General features: G+C 43.5%; 21 protein-coding genes and 1 pseudogene. 9 read left to right on the top strand and 13 right to left on the bottom strand.

All coding sequences use genetic code 11. The annotated features are described in order from the left end of the window. Positions 1-176: 176 nt before the first annotated feature. The 3 genes from V5G28_RS21650 to V5G28_RS21660 all read right to left on the bottom strand — a co-directional run bounded on the left by V5G28_RS21650 (position 177) and on the right by V5G28_RS21660 (position 3,144). Positions 177-1,160 (bottom strand): acetyl-CoA carboxylase carboxyltransferase subunit alpha, encoded by a 984-nt coding sequence (locus V5G28_RS21650; protein ID WP_332990945.1) that lies wholly within the window; start codon positions 1,158-1,160, stop codon positions 177-179. Positions 1,161-1,245: 85 nt separating this feature from the next. Continuing rightward, entirely contained in the window at positions 1,246-2,265 is a 1,020-nt protein-coding gene (locus tag V5G28_RS21655) for a long-chain acyl-[acyl-carrier-protein] reductase (protein ID WP_332990947.1), read from the bottom strand. 183 nt (positions 2,266-2,448) lie between these two features. Further along, complete coding sequence (locus V5G28_RS21660) at positions 2,449-3,144, bottom strand: aldehyde oxygenase (deformylating) (protein ID WP_332990950.1); 696 nt, start codon at positions 3,142-3,144, stop codon at positions 2,449-2,451. A gap of 213 nt (positions 3,145-3,357) precedes the next feature. Between V5G28_RS21660 and V5G28_RS21665 the strand changes: the two genes are divergently transcribed. Next, a complete protein-coding gene (locus tag V5G28_RS21665) occupies positions 3,358-4,200 on the top strand; it encodes a carbohydrate ABC transporter permease (RefSeq protein WP_332991066.1) in 843 nt (280 codons plus the stop codon). 206 nt (positions 4,201-4,406) lie between these two features. Here V5G28_RS21665 and V5G28_RS21670 read toward each other — a convergent pair whose 3' ends face one another. The 7 genes and pseudogenes from V5G28_RS21670 to V5G28_RS21705 form a co-directional block, all read right to left on the bottom strand. Beyond that, positions 4,407-5,432 carry a hypothetical protein gene (locus V5G28_RS21670; RefSeq protein ID WP_073630643.1) on the bottom strand — a complete coding sequence of 342 codons (1,026 nt, stop codon included), beginning with the start codon at positions 5,430-5,432 and terminating at the stop codon, positions 4,407-4,409. 74 nt (positions 5,433-5,506) lie between these two features. Beyond that, complete coding sequence (locus tag V5G28_RS21675; protein ID WP_332990953.1) at positions 5,507-6,103, bottom strand: hypothetical protein; 597 nt, start codon at positions 6,101-6,103, stop codon at positions 5,507-5,509. A gap of 36 nt (positions 6,104-6,139) precedes the next feature. Next, positions 6,140-7,287, bottom strand: a pseudogene (locus V5G28_RS36820) (ISAs1 family transposase). Positions 7,288-7,502: 215 nt separating this feature from the next. Beyond that, positions 7,503-7,757 (bottom strand): type II toxin-antitoxin system HicA family toxin, encoded by a 255-nt coding sequence (locus V5G28_RS21690; RefSeq protein ID WP_332990959.1) that lies wholly within the window; start codon positions 7,755-7,757, stop codon positions 7,503-7,505. After that, positions 7,750-7,974 (bottom strand): type II toxin-antitoxin system HicB family antitoxin, encoded by a 225-nt coding sequence (locus tag V5G28_RS21695; RefSeq protein WP_332990961.1) that lies wholly within the window; start codon positions 7,972-7,974, stop codon positions 7,750-7,752. The genes V5G28_RS21690 and V5G28_RS21695 overlap by 8 nt, the downstream gene beginning before the upstream one ends. Positions 7,975-8,252: 278 nt before the next feature. Continuing rightward, on the bottom strand, positions 8,253-8,588 hold the full coding sequence (locus tag V5G28_RS21700) for a XisI protein (RefSeq protein WP_332990964.1): 336 nt from the start codon (positions 8,586-8,588) through the stop codon (positions 8,253-8,255). Beyond that, complete coding sequence (locus V5G28_RS21705; RefSeq protein WP_332990966.1) at positions 8,558-8,965, bottom strand: element excision factor XisH family protein; 408 nt, start codon at positions 8,963-8,965, stop codon at positions 8,558-8,560. Before V5G28_RS21705 ends, V5G28_RS21700 begins: the two co-directional genes overlap by 31 nt. 40 nt (positions 8,966-9,005) lie before the next feature. On the opposite strand from V5G28_RS21705, the gene V5G28_RS21710 reads away from it, so the two are divergent. The 4 genes from V5G28_RS21710 (at position 9,006) to moaA (ending at position 12,374) form a co-directional block, all read left to right on the top strand. Further along, the gene (locus tag V5G28_RS21710; RefSeq protein ID WP_332990967.1) at positions 9,006-9,260 is read left to right on the top strand and encodes a hypothetical protein; all 255 of its coding nucleotides are present in this window, start codon (positions 9,006-9,008) and stop codon (positions 9,258-9,260) included. Further along, positions 9,253-10,185 (top strand): RNA-guided endonuclease InsQ/TnpB family protein, encoded by a 933-nt coding sequence (locus tag V5G28_RS21715; RefSeq protein WP_332991068.1) that lies wholly within the window; start codon positions 9,253-9,255, stop codon positions 10,183-10,185. The genes V5G28_RS21710 and V5G28_RS21715 overlap by 8 nt, the downstream gene beginning before the upstream one ends. Continuing rightward, complete coding sequence (locus tag V5G28_RS21720) at positions 10,173-10,718, top strand: hypothetical protein (RefSeq protein WP_332990969.1); 546 nt, start codon at positions 10,173-10,175, stop codon at positions 10,716-10,718. The genes V5G28_RS21715 and V5G28_RS21720 overlap by 13 nt, the downstream gene beginning before the upstream one ends. Before the next feature lie 666 nt (positions 10,719-11,384). Beyond that, on the top strand, positions 11,385-12,374 hold the full coding sequence (gene moaA / locus V5G28_RS21725; RefSeq protein WP_332990971.1) for a GTP 3',8-cyclase MoaA: 990 nt from the start codon (positions 11,385-11,387) through the stop codon (positions 12,372-12,374). An 84-nt stretch (positions 12,375-12,458) separates the two neighbouring features. Here the strand turns inward: moaA and rpsD are convergent, their stop codons facing one another. Next, positions 12,459-13,067 (bottom strand): 30S ribosomal protein S4, encoded by a 609-nt coding sequence (gene rpsD / locus V5G28_RS21730; RefSeq protein WP_073629257.1) that lies wholly within the window; start codon positions 13,065-13,067, stop codon positions 12,459-12,461. A 274-nt stretch (positions 13,068-13,341) separates the two neighbouring features. Here rpsD and V5G28_RS21735 point away from each other — a divergent pair, with 274 nt between their 5' ends. Next, positions 13,342-14,100: a hypothetical protein gene (locus tag V5G28_RS21735; protein ID WP_096569802.1), complete on the top strand. Its 759-nt coding sequence runs from the start codon at positions 13,342-13,344 to the stop codon at positions 14,098-14,100. A gap of 502 nt (positions 14,101-14,602) precedes the next feature. On the opposite strand, the gene hetR is transcribed toward V5G28_RS21735, so the two are convergent. Then, complete coding sequence (gene hetR / locus V5G28_RS21740; RefSeq protein ID WP_073629253.1) at positions 14,603-15,502, bottom strand: heterocyst differentiation master regulator HetR; 900 nt, start codon at positions 15,500-15,502, stop codon at positions 14,603-14,605. A gap of 136 nt (positions 15,503-15,638) precedes the next feature. On the opposite strand from hetR, the gene V5G28_RS21745 reads away from it, so the two are divergent. After that, entirely contained in the window at positions 15,639-15,845 is a 207-nt protein-coding gene (locus V5G28_RS21745; RefSeq protein ID WP_332990975.1) for a hypothetical protein, read from the top strand. Positions 15,846-17,091: 1,246 nt separating this feature from the next. Here V5G28_RS21745 and V5G28_RS21750 read toward each other — a convergent pair. Then, entirely contained in the window at positions 17,092-19,089 is a 1,998-nt protein-coding gene (locus tag V5G28_RS21750; protein ID WP_332990976.1) for an EamA family transporter, read from the bottom strand. Between the two features lie 573 nt (positions 19,090-19,662). Between V5G28_RS21750 and V5G28_RS21755 the strand changes: the two genes are divergently transcribed. Beyond that, positions 19,663-20,160, top strand: a complete 498-nt coding sequence (locus tag V5G28_RS21755; protein WP_336231285.1) for a DM13 domain-containing protein — start codon at positions 19,663-19,665, stop codon at positions 20,158-20,160. 64 nt (positions 20,161-20,224) lie between these two features. Then, positions 20,225-21,568: a 2Fe-2S iron-sulfur cluster-binding protein gene (locus V5G28_RS21760; RefSeq protein WP_332990980.1), complete on the top strand. Its 1,344-nt coding sequence runs from the start codon at positions 20,225-20,227 to the stop codon at positions 21,566-21,568. Positions 21,569-21,596: the final 28 nt, after the last annotated feature.

Genomic DNA, 21,596 nt, shown 5'->3' on the forward strand with positions numbered 1-21,596 from the left:
AGTAGTCATAAATACACAGTATACAGCCCATTGTCAAAGTACTTTTGACTAATGACTAATGACTAATGACTAATGACTAAAAACACAAATGCCTATGGCTTAAAAGATTGTTAAAAATCTTTAACTTCCATAGGCAATTATAGCACTGCTACTATACTAATCAAGCATCTCACGTTTTATGAGTGGGAAACTTCAGTGAATACACCAATTTTGCGGAATTTTTCGTAACGCATTTGGCGTCGTTCTTGCGGAGTAAAGCGGTTGAGTTCCTCTAAATTGTCCAACAGAGCTTGCTTAAGAGTGGTAGCAGCTTTCAGGGGGTCAGAATGAGCGCCGCCAATCGGTTCAGGCAATATCTGGTCGATAATTCCTAAGTTTTTCAGATCTGGTGCTGTGATTTTCAAGGCAACTGTCGCTTGAGGAGCTTTGCTGGCATCTCTCCATAATATGGCGGCACAAGCTTCAGGTGGGGCAACTGAATAAACTGCGTGTTCAAACATCAGTAGGCGATCGCCCACACCAATACCTAAAGCACCGCCGGAACCACCTTCACCAATGACTGTGCTGATGATCGGGACATCAAAGGAAAACATTTCCCGCAAATTGTAGGCAATTGCTTCTCCAGCACCTTGTTGTTCTGCGATCACCGTAGGCAAAGCGCCTGACGTATCGATAAAAGTTATAATTGGCATCCCAAACCTGTTAGCATGTTCCATCAACCGCAAGGCTTTGCGATAGCCACCAGGAGAAGCCATACCGAAGTTACGGGCGATATTGTCTTTAGTGTCACGACCTTTTTGATGACCCAAAAATACCACGGGTTTGCCATCCAAGCGACCTACGCCACTGACGATCGCAGGATCGTCAGAATTGCAGCGATCGCCATGCAACTCCATCCATTCATCACTGATAGCTTGAATATAATCAAGGGTACTAGGGCGGCGGGGATGACGAGCGACTTGCAATCGCTGAGACGGCGATAAACTACTGAAAATTTCCTCACGCAGTTGCATAGCGCGTGCTTCTAGCTGACGAATTTGACCAGTTACATCGACGCCATTTTCTTCTGCTAGTTGCCGAATTTGCTCAATTCGAGTAGCAAGTTCAGCTAGGGGCTTTTCAAAATCCAACAGTAGCGGTTTACGCTCAGTAGTAGCCATTTTTTGATTGAAAAGTGAACAGTGAAGAGCCTTCAAAGAATTAAAAATTAAAAATTTTTAATTTTTAATTTTTAATTCTTAATTTTTATACCAGCAGTGGTCTAAATCCGTGCTTTTTCGATACGTGACCAATCTGCTCCATTTTTTCTACAGTAATCCGATTCCGCCCCCAAGAGAAGTTAGTGTATAACTTCTCAAATTCCAGTAGCATTGATTCTGCAAAACAAGCAAATAACTGGCGTGCTGGAACATTCATATTGACGATGCTCATAATTTTCCAATCAATATCGAGCGAATGTTCGACAATGCCACCATTAAGGACATGCACACCAGGATGTTGAATTTTGGTTGCGAGGTTTTTTGGATAGCCACCATCTATCAGCAAACAAGGTTGCTTTAAAACTGTGGGTTCGATTTCCATACCTTTGGGCATACTGGCAACCCAAACCACAATATCAGCTTGAGGAAGTGCTTCTTCCAAAGACATGATTTTTCCACGTCCTAGTTCGTCTTGCAGCTGTTGCAGGCGTTCTTGGTTACGGGCTATGAGCAAGAGTTCCTTGATATCTGTTTTGGCATCTAACCAACGACAGACGGCACTTCCAATATCTCCAGTCGCCCCACACACAGCAACTGTTGCTTTTGATAGTTCAATGCCTACTTGTTTCGAGGCTTTTTCTACCTGTTGACAAATGATGTATGCCGTATGAGTGTTTCCTGTAGTAAAGCGTTCAAACTCTAGTTTAATATTACGGACTTGTTTGAGCTCCTCTAAATTAAAGTTTTCAAAAATGATCGAAGAAAACCCGCCTAAAGCTGTAATATTTATCCCGTGCTTTTGAGCATGAGCCATAGCGTTGAGGATTTTACGTGTTGCAGCTTTGATGCGACGAGTTGCCAGCATTTCTGGCAAAAAGCATGACTCCACATACCGCCCTTCAATTTTTTGCCCGGTAACACTGGTGACGGTGATGTTATCGACAATTTGAGGCGGGGCGCTGCACCAAAAATCTAGCCCTTGATCGGCATATTCTGGATAGCCCAAATCTCTGGCTACTGCTTGCGCGTGTTCTAAACTAGTAAGGTGTCCGATTAGACCAAACATGAACTGTTGTGTTAGCCTTATCCTTTCTCAAAGGGGTGGAATGAGCGGGTCAGGAGACAACTAACCCTTAAAAATACTACACAAAAAGTCACGAAAAATGAGGGGCGACTCCTTGAAGACGGGGTGACGCGGGGACATTTTCTTTCTCCGCGCGTCTTGTTGTCTCTCTTATCTATACTGCTGCTATACTGCTGCCAGTCCGTAGGCGGATAGGCGCATAATATCGCGGGTAGAGAAACCAATATTGCTGAGGGCTTCTCCGTACTGAATCATGAAGTCTTCCACCAAAGCTTCCTTTTCCATTGCCAAAGTGTGAGCATCTTCGGCGACAGAGTTAAGCATTTTCCACACTATGGGAAGATTTTGGCGATTTGCTTCTTCTAACTCAGCTTTTGATTCTTCAAAGTGTTCTTTCAACCACACTTCTCCAAAGTTGAGATGGCTGTATTCGTCTTTAACTACGCCTTCAGTAATTTTACGAGCAAATTCATCGGCGACTGGGATGTAAATGTTGTATGCGGCGATCGCAAAACATTCAATAATTAAAGACTGAATTAGCAAGCAAGTCACTACCTGACCTTGAGCAGATGCTGTTTGGAAATTTTGATGCAGTGAGCTAAAAAACTCCTTAGCAAATTTCATATCCGGTGTGACTTGAAGATTGCGTCCACAAGCTTCAAATCCTTTCTTGTGGCGGCTTTCCATCTTCGATAGGCGAATGAGATCATCCTTATTTTCCGGCAGCAGTTCAGCAAGTTTGATGTAATTCTCGTGAGCCTCTTGTTCTCCTTCTATCACAATCGCATTAATACGGCTGTAGGCGTCTTTGTATGTTTCGCTGTGAAAGTCAATTTCAGATTGAGCTGCAAGCTGCTGCATTGTACGTTCACTCCTGTGATGTGAATCATGGGATACCAAAATTGCGTTAACCCCAAACATTGAGGGCAACGTTAACTGTGGTTTAATTTAACTTAACAAGTCTCTATGTTCTAGATTAGCTTTTGCTGGCGGCATTAGTTCAAGCTAATTTATACGAGAGTGAGGAAAGGAGGAAGAGTGGGAGACAGGGGACAAATTATAAATGACACCAAAATCCAAAACACCAAGCGTCCTGAACGCAGCGAAGGATCTAAATTCAAAATTTCCTGGAGCCTAGGAGTGCTACTACTAGGAGCTGTTATCGTGTTGTTACCTTTGGTTGTCGTCTTGTTGACATCCTTTGCACCTCCTGGCGCAACTCCTAGTGTTTTCCCAAAAAATGGCTGGTCTTTAACCAATTATCGCGATGCTTGGGACAGAGGTAAATTTTTACTTGCTTTCGCTAATTCTACCTTAGTAGCGATCGCTGTGACCGGCTTTCAAATTATCACTTCGGCACTTGCCGGTTACGCCTTAGCACGGCTAAAATTTCGCGGCAGGCAAGCGCTGCTGCTGATTGTGCTGGCAACACTAGTGATTCCCTTCCAATTACTAGTGATTCCCGTCTTTTTGGTGTTAAAGTGGGGACACCTGATAAATACTTATTGGGCGCTCATTTTACCAACAGCTGCCAATGGTTTTGGTATTTTCCTCTTGCGTCAATATTTCCTGACAATTCCTGTAGAGTTGGAAGAAGCAGCCGCTATAGATGGGGCAAATAGACTACAAATTTTGTGGCGGGTGATGTTACCCTTAGCCCGTCCTGCTTTAGTGACGCTGTTTCTGTTTACCTTTATTGGTGAATGGAATGATGTGTTTAAACCGTTGGTATTTACAACGCGCCCGGAATTGAGGACAGTACAGTTAGCGTTGGCAGAGTTTCAAGAGCAATTTACTAACAATTGGCCTTTGATGATGGCAGCCGTGACGATCGCGACTGTACCAGTGATGTTATTATTCCTTGTCGGGCAGCGTCAGTTTATTCAGGGTATTGCGACAACGGGGATGAAGAATTGAGGCTATTTAGGGCGGGCAAGATGCCACTGGTGTCAACAATCACGTTCAACCCTTTATTCCACATTGATTTTACCCCACCCCCCACCCCCCCCCCCATGCGGGGAGGGGAGGTTTTGGCGCAAGACAAAACCGGGGTGGGGTACTTTTATTATCAGTAATTTAACGAACTTGACATAAGAGTAGAAGGCGTCATCTCCTGACATAGCCTAATTTGTTTCCTGAATTTGCAGGCGAATCGTATGTTCAGTCCCACCAATCAGTTGTAATTCCATAACTTCACCACCAAGTGGTTCCAAGCATTCGAGCAGTTCTCGCAAACGTGGGGTACTTGCACCCGTATCTACATAGAGACGGTCTGATAGATTACCAATTTTCTTCCAAGCCATGTACAGTTTGGCTATCATCTGTTCTAGCTGGGATGCTTGATTCACTAAGTCAGCGGCTATGCTCAAACAGCCGACTCTTTGAGCTTCTATGAGTGCTGTTTCGATGTCAACGTCTTGGACAGTCAGCGCTTGGACTTGAGCTGCGGCTTTGAGATATTTTGCTAAGTTACGTGCTTCTGTGGTGACTTGTTTGAGGGTATCCACATCAGGGTTTTGGGCTATTTCCTTTTGGATCGCGTTTTGGTGAGACTCTGGTAATTTTTCCATCTCCTTCACCAGTGGTGCGAGGTAACGCGGAGGAAGGGAATTATCTGCTGCTTTTTGCTTGACTGGTTCGGGTAGCAAATCGGAAGACATCGCTGTCCATTCGTCGTTGATTTGACGCACTTCTCGCCTAGTGATGCGATCGCCTTTTTGTGCTGCTTCACCCACCATCTGCTGGACTTCTGGCGCTGCTTTTGCTGTTTCGACAAACGCCCGTTTGCTGAAGTTATTGATTGCTGATGGTTCTAGTCTTCCTTCTTCTAAGAGCGTATCAGCACTGTTTGCCAGTTGAATCCAACTATAAGCCTGGCTTTTGCTGATTTCCCGTTCTTTGAGCCAATTGAGAAAGCCGGTTCCCCGTCCATCGCCGCCCTTTTTCTCTCTGTCGCGGATGGCGCGTAATATTCGTCCCCGCCAGATTTCAGTTTGTAAGTCAAAGCGATCGCACACCTGCCAAGCTATATCCAGCTGCTGTTGAAATTCCGTCTCTGGAATTCCCTCATCTTCAGGATCGGGCAGTTCAAATGTTAAATCAGCTGGCTGTTGCAAGAGATCAGCCAGTTCATTATCGTTGTATAGCACGATGTATAGCTTAGTAGTGAATGCGCTCGGCTTATTATGCCACAATCTGGGGGAACTGTAACCGATGATTTTTTTTAGCGTATACCACTAGCTAAGATTCCTAAAATTTTATTGACATCTTTCAGGTAATATTCACTTAAGTCAATATAGATAACTTGCCCTTCCAACTTCAGAAATTGCCAAATGCTTCCAGTCGTGACAGTTCCATAAATTACAAGATTTTCATTACCCGCTCGTTCATTAAATATTCTCGCTGCTAACATCTCCGCCACACATTGTCCTAAGCCAGCAGGAATATTTTCTTTCTTTGCCTCCACAATAATAATGACTGGTGCTGTCACAATTAATCTTTCTGGAGAATGGGTAATAAGAAAATCACAAATTCCATTTAATCCTTGTGCAGGTTCAACATTAAATTCTACTCCAGAAAACAAATTTATCTGGTCATTTAATTGTCGTCTCAAATCTAGCAATATTGGAGAAATAATCATTTCTGAACGAGCTTTATCACTATTGCTTGCAACAGCTATAGGTAAATTATATTGAAGGATTTCCTTTAATAATTCACTGCCTTCTAAATCAGCAACATTCGCAAAAATATTAGTTTCTTCAATAGTATTTATTTGAAAAATTTGTTTAACTTTTTCTAAAGTGAAATCGCTGTATGCCATATTAGTTTAGTAATTTTAATCGTATTTTGCCTTAGATCATCCCACCCCTGAAGGCAGGGCTGTTTGATTCCACAAGGGCAAGAAGTTTGTCAATATCATGAGAGATAAATCTTTGAGCAGTTGTGATGGAAGTATGACCATTTCGGCGCAGGACATTGAGTGCGATTGCGCGGAGCGCACTGCCCCTTGGGCAATCGCTCGCATAACTGAAAGATTTGCAGGAGCATTACCCATACGTATAGTCGAATTATCTTCATTCAAAACCACATCCTTGAGCCAATGGAGGTTATTTTCAATACTCCAATGACCGCGAATACCACAGGCGAATTCTTTCGCTGTGCTCACAATACTGCTAATATAATGGACTACCTGACGATATGCTTTACCCGTGCGAGTTCCGACTCTTTCAACTCGGATTAAAGACTTAATACCCGTCCACTGCGGACTAATTCCAGTTAAATCATTAAAAACTTCGACGCTACGTGTTATAAACCTATCTCTAGTTTTTTCCGTTTCAAGATGACGACTGACTGGTTTTCTCAGTGCAGCAATGCGTTTAATATAGCGATGTAATGTGGGCTGATTATCTTTAACAGCAATCACATAGTCGTTGCTACTACTTATGATTTGCTTGCAAGTTTTTTTTGGCAATGCAGTGAATCAAAGCTAAATACCGCACCTTTTATATCCAATGCTGCAATTAAATTTTGTACAATTACAATTTCACTTTCCTTCTTGTTATCAAATTTTTGCATACCTAAAACTAGTCCTCTTTTACTAGCAAACACAGATACAATACTGACAAAGTTTTGAGCGCATGAATCGTAGTTTTCAACTGTACCTTTAATACTTTTACCATCGACGCTACACCACTCTTGAGCCTTCAAATCAACGTATTGGTTAGCCCACTGATTAAATATTGCGGCAAGTTTATCGAAGTCTACACCCATCACTACTCGTCTTATAGTTGAGTAAGAAGGAACACCATGTTTTTCTATTCCAAATGTTTTTATGAGCGCACGACGATGCCGTTTGACAAAATCCCCCCATGCGCGATATCCGATATATCCGCTCATGGTGCCCATTATTACAAATAGCAACACTAGCCACAGTGGATGTCTTCGACCATCAGTCGTTCTAAAATCTTCAACAAGCCGCAGTTGTTCAATCAGATTTGCATCCATGATTTTTTCCCCTCAACACTTGCAATTTTACTAGTTTTAGGGAATGAAACAGCCCTGCCCCTGAAGGGAGTGAGATTTCGCGTCCTTCATTAGTCACTGGTCAATAGTAATACAAAGGACAAAGGACTTTTGACACGAAATCCCACGGCTTTCCATAAAAACGAGCGGTCTTCGTTGTTTTTATAGCCGTAGGATCAGTTAATGGTGAGATAAGCTCAAATTTCATCTAATTCATTTGTATCAATTCCTGTGTCTTCTGGTGTCGTTTCACCTTCAGAGGTATCAATGGCTTGTAGAACCTGTTTCACTATCTTTGGGTGCAACAATTTTCCTGAATGAAAAGGAATCACAACTCTTACTTCTTCTCGACTATAAATTCTGTGACTCCCTTTACTTCTAATTTGAAGAAACCCTGCATCCAGTAAGAGTTTTTCAGCTTCTTTCGCAGTTAGGCGCGGAAGTTTAGGCAACTTTTACCTCCAAGGTCATTGTTAAAATTTCCTTGTTTTGAAGCGCCTGTTTTTCTGAGCTTGACAATGTTTCTATATAAAGTTCAACTGCTTCTTTGATATTTTTCTGTACTTCTTCTAACGAATCACCTTGAGATTGACAACCTGGAAGCTCAGGACAATAAGCATAGTATCCATATTCATCTTTCTCAATAACAATGCTGACTTTATACGCCATATAACTTTGCTCCTTTTTTCTTACGATTTAATTTCTTGAATTATAAATCTATTAAATTATCCGTTTTGATTCAGTTTTCTATGGGCGGAAATGTCCGTAAACTTGTACAGAATTCTAAAAGTTAGTAATGGTTGTTCTTCTCTCGCTAGCGCACAATTTGCGCGGGCAAGATGCCTACCCCACAAGAGTTTCATATAAATGTGGTGTGCTAATTATGGGGTTTTCATCTGATAACCTCAACTTACCTACAAAACTCATAGGTGAATCAAGAGTCTGAACTATCCAACTGCAAACCCATCGTACTGTCGCATAAACGGCGAATGATATGCCAATACAATATCCTGTTTGGATACCCCTAGTTCCAGCAATTCATTTGCCACGCCCACTTCTGTACCATCGTACTGAATCCAAATCTTATCGCCCTTTAAGTCAATATGAATTAGTGAACCATACACGCGACGACTTTTATTCCAGCCGGAACGTACTACCTGATAGTGATCTCCTTCACTATCAAATACAGTGTGTACTTCTATATCCCCGTAAGCAGGTTTAATTTGACTATGGACAATCAGCACTTGCTTAATTAATTGGCGGTATTGCTCAATTTTATCCATTGGACAATTGCCTCCTGTTTTACATTATAAATTAGTAGGTTAAGCCGATGCTCTTGAGTCACTTCTTGGATAAACCGGAGCCGAAAAAATTCTTCATAGGTGTCTTCTGGAACAGCTAAGTAAGGAATTCGCTCAGGTTCATTCGCACGCAAAGCAGAACGATAGTTGAGGAACTGTCCCAAGGCAGTGTGAAACTCAGAAATAGTAGAGGGATCAATAAAGCTTTTTACTTCCACGGCGATTTTTTCATCACCTCGTTTTGCGGCAACCAGACGTTCAGCTCCCAAGTCAATCTGCATTTGTACATCCCCATAGTCAATCGGAAATGGATCATGAGTAATAGTCCACCCATCTTGGACAAGCGCAGATTTAACCACCTGTCTGAAATTTATCCTTCGCTGACACCTGTGCCTCCACTTGGCAGAATTAAGCCGTCGCCCATCTCAAATTTATGGTAGCAGTCTTATCAAATATGGGTTCTTGTGTCATGGTTGTTCTTCCCTTGCTAGCACGTCCTTGTTCTGCGATCGCTATAACAAAGCTATCGCTGCTTTAAAAGCAGGAGAAAAGATAACCAGTGCTTACAATTTGAGAAATTTTATTCTGTCCTCTGAGTTGCCGGACTGGGTAAAAGAGTCTCCTGTACATCAAGCGAGAAAACGCTATCTTTGATGCCTGGGATGCTTGGAATCAAGCCAAATCTGTGGGTGGGGAAGCTAGCTTTAAAAGCTGCCGCCAACCATCTCAAGCTATTAAGTTTCATGTCCGCAACTTCAACGGTGAAACCTGGTTTCCATCGTTGGTTAAAGGTCTTAAGTTTATAACTTCTGAACCAATTCCTGATACTGAATATGCAACTCAGATTATTAGGAACAGAAAGCGCTGGTTTGCCTGTATTCCCGTGTTGGAGGAAGTTCAGCGACCGCCTGAGTTAAGTAAACTCATAGCTCTTGACCCTGGAGTAAGAACGTTTTTAACTGGCTACGATGGCGATTCATTTCAAGAATTCGGCAAGGCAGACATTGGACGCATTCAAAGATTGTGTTCTCACCTTGACGAATTGATTGGACGTGCATCTAAAGCTAAGAATAGAAAACAGAAACGCCGTATGTATTTAGCGGCTCAACGCCTAAGAATCCGCATCCGTAACTTGGTAGACGAGTGTCACCAACAGGTAGTTAACTACTTGACAAGTGAGTATAAAGTTATCTTGCTACCAACATTTGAAACATCTCAAATGGTAGTAAAAAGCAAGCGCAAACTACACACCAAGGCAGCCAGACAAATGCTGACTTGGAGTCATTACCGCTTGAAATGTCATCTCAAACAAGTTGCTCAAAAACGAGGTGTAGTTATTATCGATGTTAACGAATCCTACACCAGCAAAACTTGCACCAAGTGCGGATACAAACACGATAAATTAGGCGGCTCCAAAACATTTAAATGCCCCGTCTGCAATCATGAACATGATAGAGACTGGGGCGGCGCTCGGAACATTATGATCCGGGCTTTGAGGGACGGCTCCTTTTCCCTTGCTCTTAGTAGTGAGGGGATTGCTATCGCGTATGCCCTGTTTGTTCAGGGATGTACAGCGTAACACCGTCAGCCTTTCTACCAAATTTAATTAACGGTCAAGTACGCGATAAAAATGATATCGCCTACGCAACCTCTGTTAAGCCTGGAACAGACTTCAAAAGCGGGACAATGGCAGATTATGTAGACGACTGGGCTATTATCAAACTTGACAGACCTCTTGGGAAAAAATACGGTATTATCCCTTTGAAATCTCTACCATCCTTTGACCTGGTAGGGGATACTCAAAAATTTGCCCTGGTTGGTTATTCTGGTGATTTTCCTAACCCCAACAAAAAGGAATACCAAGAATTTACAGCTGGAGAAAGCATGACTGCTGGCGTTCACTTGGGATGCAGCATTCTCCGGCAAAAGGATAATTTACTGTACCACAACTGCGATACGAAAGGCGGAGCTTCTGGCGGCGCAATTATCGGCAATATTGGCGGCAATTATTATGTCCTCGCTTTGCATTCTGGGTGGAACACAGTTAACGGACTGAAATTAAATCGTGCAGTTGAAATATCTCGCATAGAACCAGCTTTGCGAGGAAAATAAGTGAGCAGCATGGATGTATGAAGCCGAAAAGGAGTGTGATGGTGGGGAGCGATCCATACGTGTCAACTTAAGATTTAAACCCTTGCGTGATGGTCGTTTCTCGTTGTTTGCCAGAGGTAGGGAATGCATAACTGTAGGCTGCTTGCTGCCTCAATATAATCATTGCGAGGCAGAGCCTCTGATAGTGCATTCCCATGCTCAGCATGGGAACGAGAGAGCCTGAAGGTCAAGTCTCGACTTCAGTTGAGCTTAAGTTGACACCAATGGGAGCGATCGCACTTCTTTTCGCTGTTAATGTAGTGGTGCAATAGCTGTTGCAAAAATATAGCGCTTCTCACTCAGATAAAATACATATTTTGTGGGGTGGGCATCCTGCCCGCCCTGAATTTAGGACGGGTTAGAAGCCCATCCCACAAGAAAAAATTGGATATTTTTTAATTTGGAAGTCCCTAAGTTCAGGACACAGGGATACATAGCCGTCTCCCTCGCGCTCAATAATTGCGGTAAGTTGTTTTGTATGCTTCATTTTCTGTCTGCTGCTATTCGCAAATATATTCAAGACACGTTAGCGTAAAAGAACGTAAGTAAAATTTATACGGCAAGCGAGTCTTTATAGCTTGACAAAAATTATATATTCTGCATAAGGGCTATAAAACCGATAAAAATATGAACCAGGTAGATTATCTCCGTATTAGTTTAATAGACCGCTGCAATTTTCGCTGTCAATACTGTATGCCAGAGGGTGCTGAACTAGACTACATCCTCAAGCAACAGTTGTTGACTGACGCAGAACTGCTCACTCTAATTGAAGAAGTCTTTATCCCTGTCGGATTTACCCGATTTCGTTTGACTGGCGGCGAACCTCTACTACGTCCCCGTGTGGTGGAGTTGGTAGGAGCGATCGCCTCTCTTCCCCAAACCCAAGACCTCTCGATGACCACAAACGCGTTTTTACTCGCCCCAATGGCGCAAAACCTCTACAATGCTGGTTTGCGACGAATTAATATCAGCTTAGACTCCCTTGATCCCGACACCTTTGACCAAATTATCGGTAATCGCGGGCGATCGCGTTGGCAACATGTTTGGCAAGGGATTCAAGAAGCATACCGTGTGGGATTTGATCCCCTGAAGCTGAATGTGGTCGTGATCCCCGGTGTCAATGACCATGAAGTTCTGGATCTCGCCGCGCTGACGATTGACAAGCAGTGGCACGTCAGATTTATTGAGTTTATGCCAATTGGTAATTCGCATTTATTTGGCGATCGCGGTTGGGTATCTTCCGAAGAGTTACGCCAACGGATTCGCGAGCGTTGGGGATTGACAGAATCGCAAATTCGTGGTAATGGACCTGCTGATGTCTTTCAGATTCCAGGAGCGAAGGGGACACTGGGATTTATCAGTCAGATGTCAGAGTGTTTTTGCGATCGCTGCAACCGGATGCGCCTGAGTGCCGATGGCTGGTTGCGTCCGTGTTTATTGAATGAAACTGGTCAAATTGACTTAAAAACTGCTTTGCGTGGAGGTGTCACCACTGCCGAATTGCGGGAGCAGCTTAGGCACTTGCTTGCCCTGAAGCCAGAAATTAACTTTAAGCAACGTTATGCGGGTACAATGACTGGTGCCTACACCCGCACTATGTCACAAATTGGTGGATAAATTAATAAACAGTAGAGTGCGATGTGTAGAGACGCGCCATGGCGCGTCTTTACAAACGTCGGCGCGTCTCTACAAACGTCTCTGTTACGCTTGACGTGAGTAGTATTCCACCACAAGCAGTTCGTTAATTTGTAGCGCCACCCATTCGCGCTCAATAACGCCGTTGACTTTACCAACCAACTTATTTTTGTCAAATTCCAGATGGCTGGGTAGGTTTGCCAAGCCAGGATATTGCAAGTTAGCTTCCACCAACTTACGTGATCCTTCCCGGTTTCTGACAGCAATTTCTTCTCCAGGACGGCACTGGTAACTGGCAATATTGACAATGCGACCGTTGACGGTGACATGACCATGATTCACCAGCTGACGAGCTGCGGGAATAGTGGGAGCCATACCCATGCGGAAAATGGTATTATCCAAGCGCATTTCTAGCAATTGCAGCAGCACTTGTCCGGTAGAACCGGTGACGCGTCTGGCTTTACGCACGTAGCGCAGCAATTGCGTTTCAGTCACCCCGTAGTTAAAGCGGAGTTTTTGCTTTTCCTCCAACCGGATGGCATATTCAGAACGCTTTTTGCGGTTTTGACCGTGCTGACCTGGTGGATAGGCGCGTCTAGCGCTTTTGCGAGTTAATCCTGGTAGGTCGCCTAAGCGACGTACAACTCTAAGGCGTGGTCCTCTGTATCGGGACATGAGTTTCCTAAATGTAATCCTGCTTAACTTTACCCAAATATATAATTATAATTCAAAATTTCAGATGTCAATACAGCAATGTTGCTCTAAAGAGCAGGACTAATCAATTCAAAATTCAAAATTCGGAGTTTCTCCCTCATCTCCCTCACTCCCTCATCTCACTCACTCCCTCATCTCCCTCATCTCACTCACTCCCTCATCTCTGTATTGCACGCATCAAAACGGGCTTCTATCATGAAATAGCATACTCTTGGGTGTTTGGAGAAGGGAAATAATGTTAGGGAATAGAAAAAGCGAAGATACCTATTGGCTTGGCCTAAAAGCTAGGCGGATTACAAAGCGTCTTGAAAGCGCAGACGGCTTAAGAGCAGTTGTTTGCCGAGTCACCGCAATGGCTAGCATACCAGTCTTTGCTGTGAGTGGATGGTTAGCAATGACTTCATCTACTATGGCTGTCACCGCCACATACAGGAATAATTTCCGTGTTTGTGCTGGGCGACTTTTGAGGGCGGGAGTAGCAGCGGAAGCAGCATCACAAGCTTGTGCTGCTGCACTACGTCCTGGTGACTTGTCTGCTTGCGTAAGTAGAATTGGGCGGCAAACACAAATTGCAGGACCTGATGCACTGGCAACTTGTAGCCAATCACGGCGTCCTGAAGATTTAGCGAGTTGTGTTGTTGGGATCAGTCGCTACACTCGGGAGGCTGCTAACCCAGCACTTTTAAATTATTGCGGTCGTAGCTTGTTACCCGTGCGGTTTGCTGAGTGCGTGGTGGGTTTGCGTGCTGAAATCGATATTGCCCCCCCTCAAGCTTTGGAGACTTGTATTGATGCCAGCGACAGGGTTAGCGGCTTTTTGCCTACTTTTATACCCTCAACTGCGCAACCAAGTCAATTCAGACCCACTTATGAGTCTACTCCACTTCCGCCTCAGGCTACCCCAACTCCATCTGCGCCTTCCACAGTTCCACCTGCGACTGATTCAGGTTTATCTGACCCTAATCAAACGCCAGCAAATCCCAGCACTAGGTAAGTACTATTAACATTAAGAAGAACGCAGAACACACAATGCAGAACACAGTTGGGTATCCCTATAAATAAATGATGTTGTTGGTCAATTCATGTGGGATGATACCCCTGGTGAAGCTCGTTTCCAGCCTGAGGCTGGAAATGCAGGCGACGAGAGGCTCTGCCTCAACTTAAATACCGGAGGCAGAGCCTCTTAGTAGCGCATTCCCTGGCTCAGCCAGGGAACGAGAAGTTAGGGGGTGTGACCCCGAATTTATTCGCCAACAGCATCATAAATTTAGGGGATTTAATAAGGACGCCAAGGCAAGCTCGTACACTTTGCGCAAGGGAATAAATCTTTTTCATATGCGATAAGAAAGTTGGGGGCTTGCATCCTTTTCCTATTCTGAGCACTGAGTTCTGAGTCCAAGCGCTGCGGATTTCGGTCATCAGTTAACAGTTAGCAGTAAACAGTTGACTGATAACTGATAACTGATAACTCATAACTGATAACTAATAACTGGTTTTTAGTCTTCTTTTTTCCCAAACACCATTTGTAGAATCATAGGAACTCCTCCGTCTTCGTGATATTTATCTGCCCAAGCGCGGATGACTTCGTCTAATTCTTCCATAGCTTTCTCAAATCTCTCTGGTGGAATATCCAGTTCTTCCAGAACGCGCATTGTGTTTGGTCGCCGTTCTGCCCAATCTTTCATCATCCGGAAATACCGAGCAGTATCTTCCACCATGATGTAAGTACGCTCTTGCTCATCGACAGGAGCGTAAAAAGGACGCGTCAGAGCGTAGAAGGGCATTCCCCAAGGTGAATCGATGCGTGTCACCGTACCAGAGTAGAGCAGACGGCGCTTGATATGCTCCGCCAATGCTTCACTCAATTCCATCCGGTTTTCTGGGGGTAAGTCTTCCTGAGAGCGTTTATGCAGGAATTCAATTAACTCCAGAAACTCAAAAGAGGTGATTAACTGGGCATCGGGCAGATTAGACGGCAGTTTCTGCTCAATTTGTCTTTTCTCTTCTGATGTGAGACTTGTACCCGGAATGCGCGATCGCCCCGGTCGCCAAGGATATCTTTCCATCCAAACATAAGGCAACTGAATCAGATAGCGCGGTTCTTGAGAACCCAGCATCTTCAGCAATTTACCCTCAGTCAGCGCTTGTCTGACTTCCTCAACAATGATTTTTACCCGCTTCGGCTCAAGGTGGTGCAAATGCCCAGTCATTCGCAGGTTTTGCCCCTGCTCCAGATAGGTCATGTAAATCGCACACTTGGCAGCCGTTGCTGCAGCATCTAAAAACGCCCCATGCCTATGCCCGCTCGTCCGCATAGCACTAAAAGCCAGGTATAGCATGATCTGATCCATTGCACTGGGGCCAAGACGTTTGATCAGATCTACGTCGTTACTCATATTACAGAAACTTGAATAGCACGTTTACACAATTGTCAATCAATGGAAAATAAGTAGTATACACCCACCATTAGGTGATGTCTTTACCTCAGATTATCTATTATGCGTTATGTATGAGTATTCATGGTAGTCATAGTTGGCAATTTATCCGTATTTTCAAGCAGAAATCCAGAGCCAGCACTGTTTGTACAGTTGCCTCTATATAAAAGTTGTACAAGCTCTTGTCACCGAATCGCAAGTATCAACACGTACACGCAAAACCAACTACCAACAATTCCACAAGCGCACCTTTGGGACAAGAGGCAAAGAACCGACACAACGGGAAGTCAAATCCAACGAATAAGGCATGATTTCAAGGAGGATGCCTCCTTTGAAGCGATTGTTTCGGTTCAAAAACTAGCTAGTCCGTACGGTTTATGGATAATACCTCTGTCAAAGAAAGATAATTTTCGTGCCTTTTCTTGCGAATTCAGGTAGTCCTGAGTAGAGCGAGATCATTATGAGCGAGTTACTCCTTTCTCGCATTCAGATAGGGTTGAATATCTTGCCTACTTTTTTAGCCTGCCTAGGTAAAGACTCTCAGCATAGAATGCAGGTTTGGGTGTTTCACCTGCCCTGGTAACAACATTAGCAGAAAAAGAGGTGGCGCGGCTCTTTGCATTCTGTACTGCTCAAAACTTGCAGTTATGTTTTGGCGGTACAACCAATCTTTTTTCCGGAAAATCGCTGACCTTACGTTCAAAAGATAATCCAAGGTTCAAACTACCTTTTTATTTCGACAATTTTTGCTAATTCTATCAACCTGTTTTAGAGCGTAATGTTAGAGAAGATACAGAATACAAAACTAGAGTTTTTAAAGTCATTTATCTTAAAAAATTAATTTATACTATTAATTGAAAAATATATATTTGTATAAATAAATTTAACTCAATCGTACACAAATGTTACCAAACAGAGTTAAGTAAACTCAACTTTAACGACTTGTCAAAAATTAGTTAATATCGTTAAAAGGCTTATAAAGTAAGGGTTTCACTTATTCTTATTATTGACAAATCTCAAGAAATGCAAAAGAGGGTGTAGGGTTTAACCCCTCAATTTTAGCCACAGAAAATTTACAATTAAATAACTCTATACTGACAAGGGTTTCCCCTAACAGTTGGCAAATTATAGCGCAATACGGCTCAGTTAGAATGAAAAACACAAAAGGGCTTTTGTTGGGGAGGACACTTCTGTACAGGGGTTTCCCACGCCCTTGGAAAGTGCCTGTTTGACACACGAAACCCAACTGTACAAGGCATAGGTTGCGTAGAGCCGCCTTACCTAACAAAAAACATTCTTCTTAACTCAACGGTATTGAATTCTCGCGATTTTCGATTTAATCTGATAAATATGTGGGTTTAAAGCGTTCCCGAAGAAGAGAGTACAACCGTACTCTTATTTCAAGGGCTACGCTCTACACGCCTGCAATTTGGTGTATTCCACACAAATGAAAAGCCCTATAAATATGTAACCAAAAACTTTTTTGTAAATCTTCCGGATTCACAGATAAAGTCATTGTATATTCTGAAGAGTTTGGGAATTTCTTGCTATTAATTGGAAGACTTATTATGGGGTTTAGGAGAATTGCGGATTTTTTCCAAACAGAAAATCAGCGCTCCGAAAGTCACTAGCAAAACTCCCAAAGCTTGCTCAAGCGGCAAGGTTTCCTGAATAAGAAACCCAGCAAAAATGACCGTTAGGGCGGGAATTGTTGCACCGATAATTCCTGCTCGCGAACCACCAATTTTACGAATCCCAAAATTATTTAACAAATAGCCCAAGAGCGTCAGGACACCCAGTAGGAAAGCACATAAAACAAGTTCGAGCAAGTCAGCAGGATTGAGTTGCACCTTCCAGTTTGTGGGTAAAAGCAGTATTAAACCGAAGATAGACAACAGCAACATCGTAACGAAGTTAATCAAGGTAAAAGAAACTGGATGCAGTTTCGCTGCACATTTGCGTGAGAAAACTAGGTAGAACGCAAAAGATGTTCCGGAAGCAAGTGCTGCAATGCTCCCCAGAGGAAGATTGCCCATAACAGTTCTAGTGGAACCTCCTAAAACGAGCAACTCACCTAAGCCAATGACAGCGATCGCGCCAGTACTGAACAAAGTCAGGCGTTCGCCCTTTGAGCGGTTCCCGGAGCCAGCATCGCGGAATAAAAACCACGACAGGAGTGCGCTGATCACCGGATAGACAAAGAAAAGTGCGATCGCCATTCCAGTGGCAACTTGACCGATGGCAAGGTAAATGAGAACCTGAGATAGAAATAAAAAGCATCCACTAACAATCGACAGCACCAACACCCCTTTTGCAGTCGGATTCGTGGCATTTTTTCGCAGTGAGTTACTCAGGTATTGCAAATCTTCCCACACTCGTGAATGCAGCATCGGAGCCAAAAGCAACATCAGCGGTACAACCACCAGCATCCTGAGCATCAAAATTAACAGACAATTCCCCAAAGTCGGCGAGATCAGGCGCTGGACGTCAAACACACCGAAAATTTGGGAACCTGGCAGGAAAATCACCTTAATGGCAACGTTATACAGTGCTGACGTTACTGTTGACAACACAAGCAGGATGATTCCCGTCAGTTGCACCGAAGACATTCTCGTCTGCGGTAGAGGTTGGCTTGGTGTTGGTTGTGGTTCTGGCTTTGAGGCGGTGGATCGAGATGTTACCGCAGTTGGTTCTGGAATTGCACCAGGAGGCTGAGTTGTTTCCCATGGCGAGGCTATGCTTTGGAAAACAGAACCCGGAGTAGGCGTTTCTTCCTGTGACGCACTACTGGGTAGAACCGTAATTTCTAGCGGAACATCCGTTTGCAACTTCGTTGGAGTTTCCGAGGAAGTTGGCTGTGGTTGTTGTGGAGTTTGTTCAATCTCAGGAGGAGGAACTTGTGCGATTGGCTTTGCCACTGCGCTTTGCGCAATCGCCCAAGGGGGAGTGGTGGAGCCAATCAGCTTGCTTTCATCTCCTGTTGTTCCTTCCAATTCACACCGGAGGCGATTGACTAACTCTATTAAAATTGCTTCACCTTCCCTTTGCTGGACACTCATCCGCGATAACTGTTGAGAAACACTGCTTTGATAGTTTTTCAGCTCCTGTTGCAGTGAGTTAAAGGTGATAGTGAGGCTGTCATCCAAAGAGCCAAGGAGTTTTTCAGCATATTCATTTTCACTCTCTGAGGTTGTGGGTGTTTGAGAAACACGCCCCATAGCTTGGCTCGCTATAGTTTCCAGAGAAGATTGCAGCTGCGTTGATATATGATGAGCTAAAACTTGTGACAGCTGACGAATCAACGCTTGCTGTTCGTTGATTTGGTGTCCCTGTTGTAGATGTTCTTTTTCCTCTTGCAGCCGTCTAATATCTTTAGTTAAGCGGTCTTTTTCTGCCTGTAGCTTGTGGACATCTTCGTGTAACGACTTCAGCAAATTCCGTTGGAGAATCTGTAATTCCTCAGTAACAGCCCGTAAGGCAGTTTCTGCTGCCCCGTATGGATCGCCTTTTCCTCCCAGGTTATCTGGTCGCCTCTCAAATCGCCCCATTAGTCTTTAACCTCTCACCCTTTCAGCATCAAGCAGTTTACTGTTTAGTTGATCGGCGCTTATATTCCTACTATTTCTGTTTTGTGTCAATGTACATATATTCACTTTCAGATAGAAAATGGTCTGAAGGCTGAAAAATCAGTATCTTTTAATCTCAGATGAAAGCTGATACGCCAACGACAGTGACTGTTTAGATATCTTGATAAAGATTATTTTATACTTTAATGGTATCAGTAATCCAAAGCGCTACATACATAATAAAACTAAGGTTAAAATAATTGCATAGAAGATATTCTCGTGTCAATGACATACCATGACCGTTTAGCGATCGCGATCGCCACCTAAAGAGCGATCTTGCCTACCCCTTAAATTGAAAACCCAAACCGCTACAGAGGTCAAAACCACTTCATAAAACTCACCTTAGGTTATGAGATTTTCCTGAAAAATTTGTAAAAATTTTCTCGGCTAAATTTCAGCTTTCTTAAGTGAACTCCTTAGCAAAGCATCATCATGCGACTAATGACTCAAGCAACAATTAAATTGTTGCTTGATTGCATTAAGAAAGAATCACCCATGAAATTGAAACAAAAGATATTGTTGAGTCTAGCTTCTCTTGTGGTAGTCAGTTGTGCAGCAGTTCCTAAGAATCAGATGGCTGCTGCTACACCTTCAACTCAGACACAATCTTCAACCCAGTCAAAGCAAAAGGAACAAACGACTGTAAAAGAAGGCACTTTTGTTTCTGGAGAACATAACACCCAAGGAACTGCTCGCATTGTAACCAGAAATGGTAAATCCTTTGTGGAACTGGGTTCTGATTTTAAGACCTCGAATCTTGGACCCGATTTGGTCGTCATTTTGCATCAATCCAAAAATGTCATTAATACTACCAAACCACCTGCTTATCCTTTAAAAAAGGGAGATTACGTAATTCTTGCCCCTCTACAAAAATTTAGTGGCACTCAGAGTTATTCAATTCCTAGTAGTGTCAATTTAGCAAAATACCAATCTGCTGTTATCTGGTGTCGCAAATTCAATGCAACCTTTGGGGCTGCAACATTGAACAGTTAGTTAACACTTTGAGATCTAACTCTACTCGATTGCGTTAATAATTACAACTAGACAGGAAACAATAGTGCTGGAAAGTCTGGGAAGAATTCAGAATCCATTACTCAGAAGTGTGACAGCAGCAGCTACAGTTTGCTCTGCAGTTACCCTAGCTGCTGCTGTAGCCATTGGTGTAACGAATGCCAAAGATAAATCTGCTTATCAGTTTGGTGTGTATTCTGCGCTCTTTGGAACCGGATGCGGTGCAGCCTTTGGTTTAGTTCATACTAGCAAAGCAAGTCAACAACAATCTGCTCAAGACCTTAATATTAGGCGTTCCTCTCAAACAACAAACAGCAAGATCTGGCAGGATTGGCGTAACTTTGTGGTGGTTCGCAAGGTAAAAGAAAGTGAGGAAATTACTTCATTTTATCTGAAACCTGAGGATAACGGGGAAATTCCTAACTTTCAACCGGGTCAATTCTTAACTATCAGGCTGGAGATCCCCGGACAAACTAAGCCTGTCATTCGCACGTACTCTCTTTCAGATTACACCGATTCCTGTGAATACTATCGCCTATCCATTAAGCGAGAAACCACTCCTAGCGGGTTAGATGTACCGGCTGGTATTGCATCTAACTTTATGCACGATTTTGTCAATGAAGGTTCCGTTATTGCAGCAAAACCACCAAGCGGTAGGTTTGTTATAGACGTTCAGAAGTCATTGCCTGCCGTGCTGATTAGTAATGGTGTCGGAATTACTCCTATGATCAGCATGGCGAAGGCGTGCAGCCGTCTTAACCCCAATCGACCTATCTGGTTTATACATGGTGTTAGGGATGGTAGGTTTCACGCATTCCAGGATGAAGTTTTGGCACTTAGTCAACGCAATGCCAACCTCAAGGTACATTTTCGCTACAGCCGTCCCACACCAGAAGACGAAGGTCTTTACCATAGTATTGGTTATGTAGACATTGCGTTAATTCAACAATTGGTTGGGCAAGGAGCCGAGTTTTTCCTTTGTGGTTCTCCATCCTTTATGCAATCTCTGCGCGAAGGACTCAAGGAATGGGGAGTTCCTGAAAGTAGAGTCTTCTTTGAATCGTTTACCAAGGCGGGTAAAGTCTCTTCCACAAGCCAACCTCCTGCTGCAACAGCAGGTGAAGACGTTAGAGAAGCTGAGATTGTCTTCACAAAATCGGGCAAAGCCTTGACTTGGCAGGAGGGTGATGGCACTATCTTGGAGTTTGCAGAAGCCAATGGCATTAACCCTCCCTATAGTTGTCGTGCAGGTATCTGTGGTACTTGTATGTGCAAAATCGATGCAGGCGAAGTTGCTTACCAAGAACCTCCAACTGCTGCAACCGATGAAAATTCAGTACTGATTTGTATTTCCAAACCAAGAACTTCTAGAGTTGTCCTCGATGTTTAAATTCTGGAAAGTTCAGGCAATGTTTTAG

This window comes from Scytonema sp. PRP1 (genome assembly GCF_036697665.2).
In the GTDB taxonomy this organism is placed as follows: domain Bacteria; phylum Cyanobacteriota; class Cyanobacteriia; order Cyanobacteriales; family Nostocaceae; genus Kalymmatonema; species Kalymmatonema gypsitolerans.

Bases quoted from the DNA above. Each gene is read 5' to 3' on its own strand.
- moaA (WP_332990971.1), top strand. From the start codon at position 11,385: ATGAACCAGGTAGATTATCTCCGTATTAGTTTAATAGACCGCTGCAAT.
- V5G28_RS21650 (WP_332990945.1), bottom strand. From the start codon at position 1,160: ATGGCTACTACTGAGCGTAAACCGCTACTGTTGGATTTTGAAAAGCCC.
- V5G28_RS21655 (WP_332990947.1), bottom strand. From the start codon at position 2,265: ATGTTTGGTCTAATCGGACACCTTACTAGTTTAGAACACGCGCAAGCA.
- V5G28_RS21755 (WP_336231285.1), top strand. From the start codon at position 19,663: ATGAAATTGAAACAAAAGATATTGTTGAGTCTAGCTTCTCTTGTGGTA.
- V5G28_RS21750 (WP_332990976.1), bottom strand. From the start codon at position 19,089: ATGGGGCGATTTGAGAGGCGACCAGATAACCTGGGAGGAAAAGGCGAT.
- V5G28_RS21700 (WP_332990964.1), bottom strand. From the start codon at position 8,588: ATGGATAAAATTGAGCAATACCGCCAATTAATTAAGCAAGTGCTGATT.
- V5G28_RS21675 (WP_332990953.1), bottom strand. From the start codon at position 6,103: ATGGCATACAGCGATTTCACTTTAGAAAAAGTTAAACAAATTTTTCAA.
- V5G28_RS21695 (WP_332990961.1), bottom strand. From the start codon at position 7,974: ATGGCGTATAAAGTCAGCATTGTTATTGAGAAAGATGAATATGGATAC.
- V5G28_RS21720 (WP_332990969.1), top strand. From the start codon at position 10,173: ATGTACAGCGTAACACCGTCAGCCTTTCTACCAAATTTAATTAACGGT.
- V5G28_RS21735 (WP_096569802.1), top strand. From the start codon at position 13,342: ATGTTAGGGAATAGAAAAAGCGAAGATACCTATTGGCTTGGCCTAAAA.
- hetR (WP_073629253.1), bottom strand. From the start codon at position 15,502: ATGAGTAACGACGTAGATCTGATCAAACGTCTTGGCCCCAGTGCAATG.
- rpsD (WP_073629257.1), bottom strand. From the start codon at position 13,067: ATGTCCCGATACAGAGGACCACGCCTTAGAGTTGTACGTCGCTTAGGC.
- V5G28_RS21660 (WP_332990950.1), bottom strand. From the start codon at position 3,144: ATGCAGCAGCTTGCAGCTCAATCTGAAATTGACTTTCACAGCGAAACA.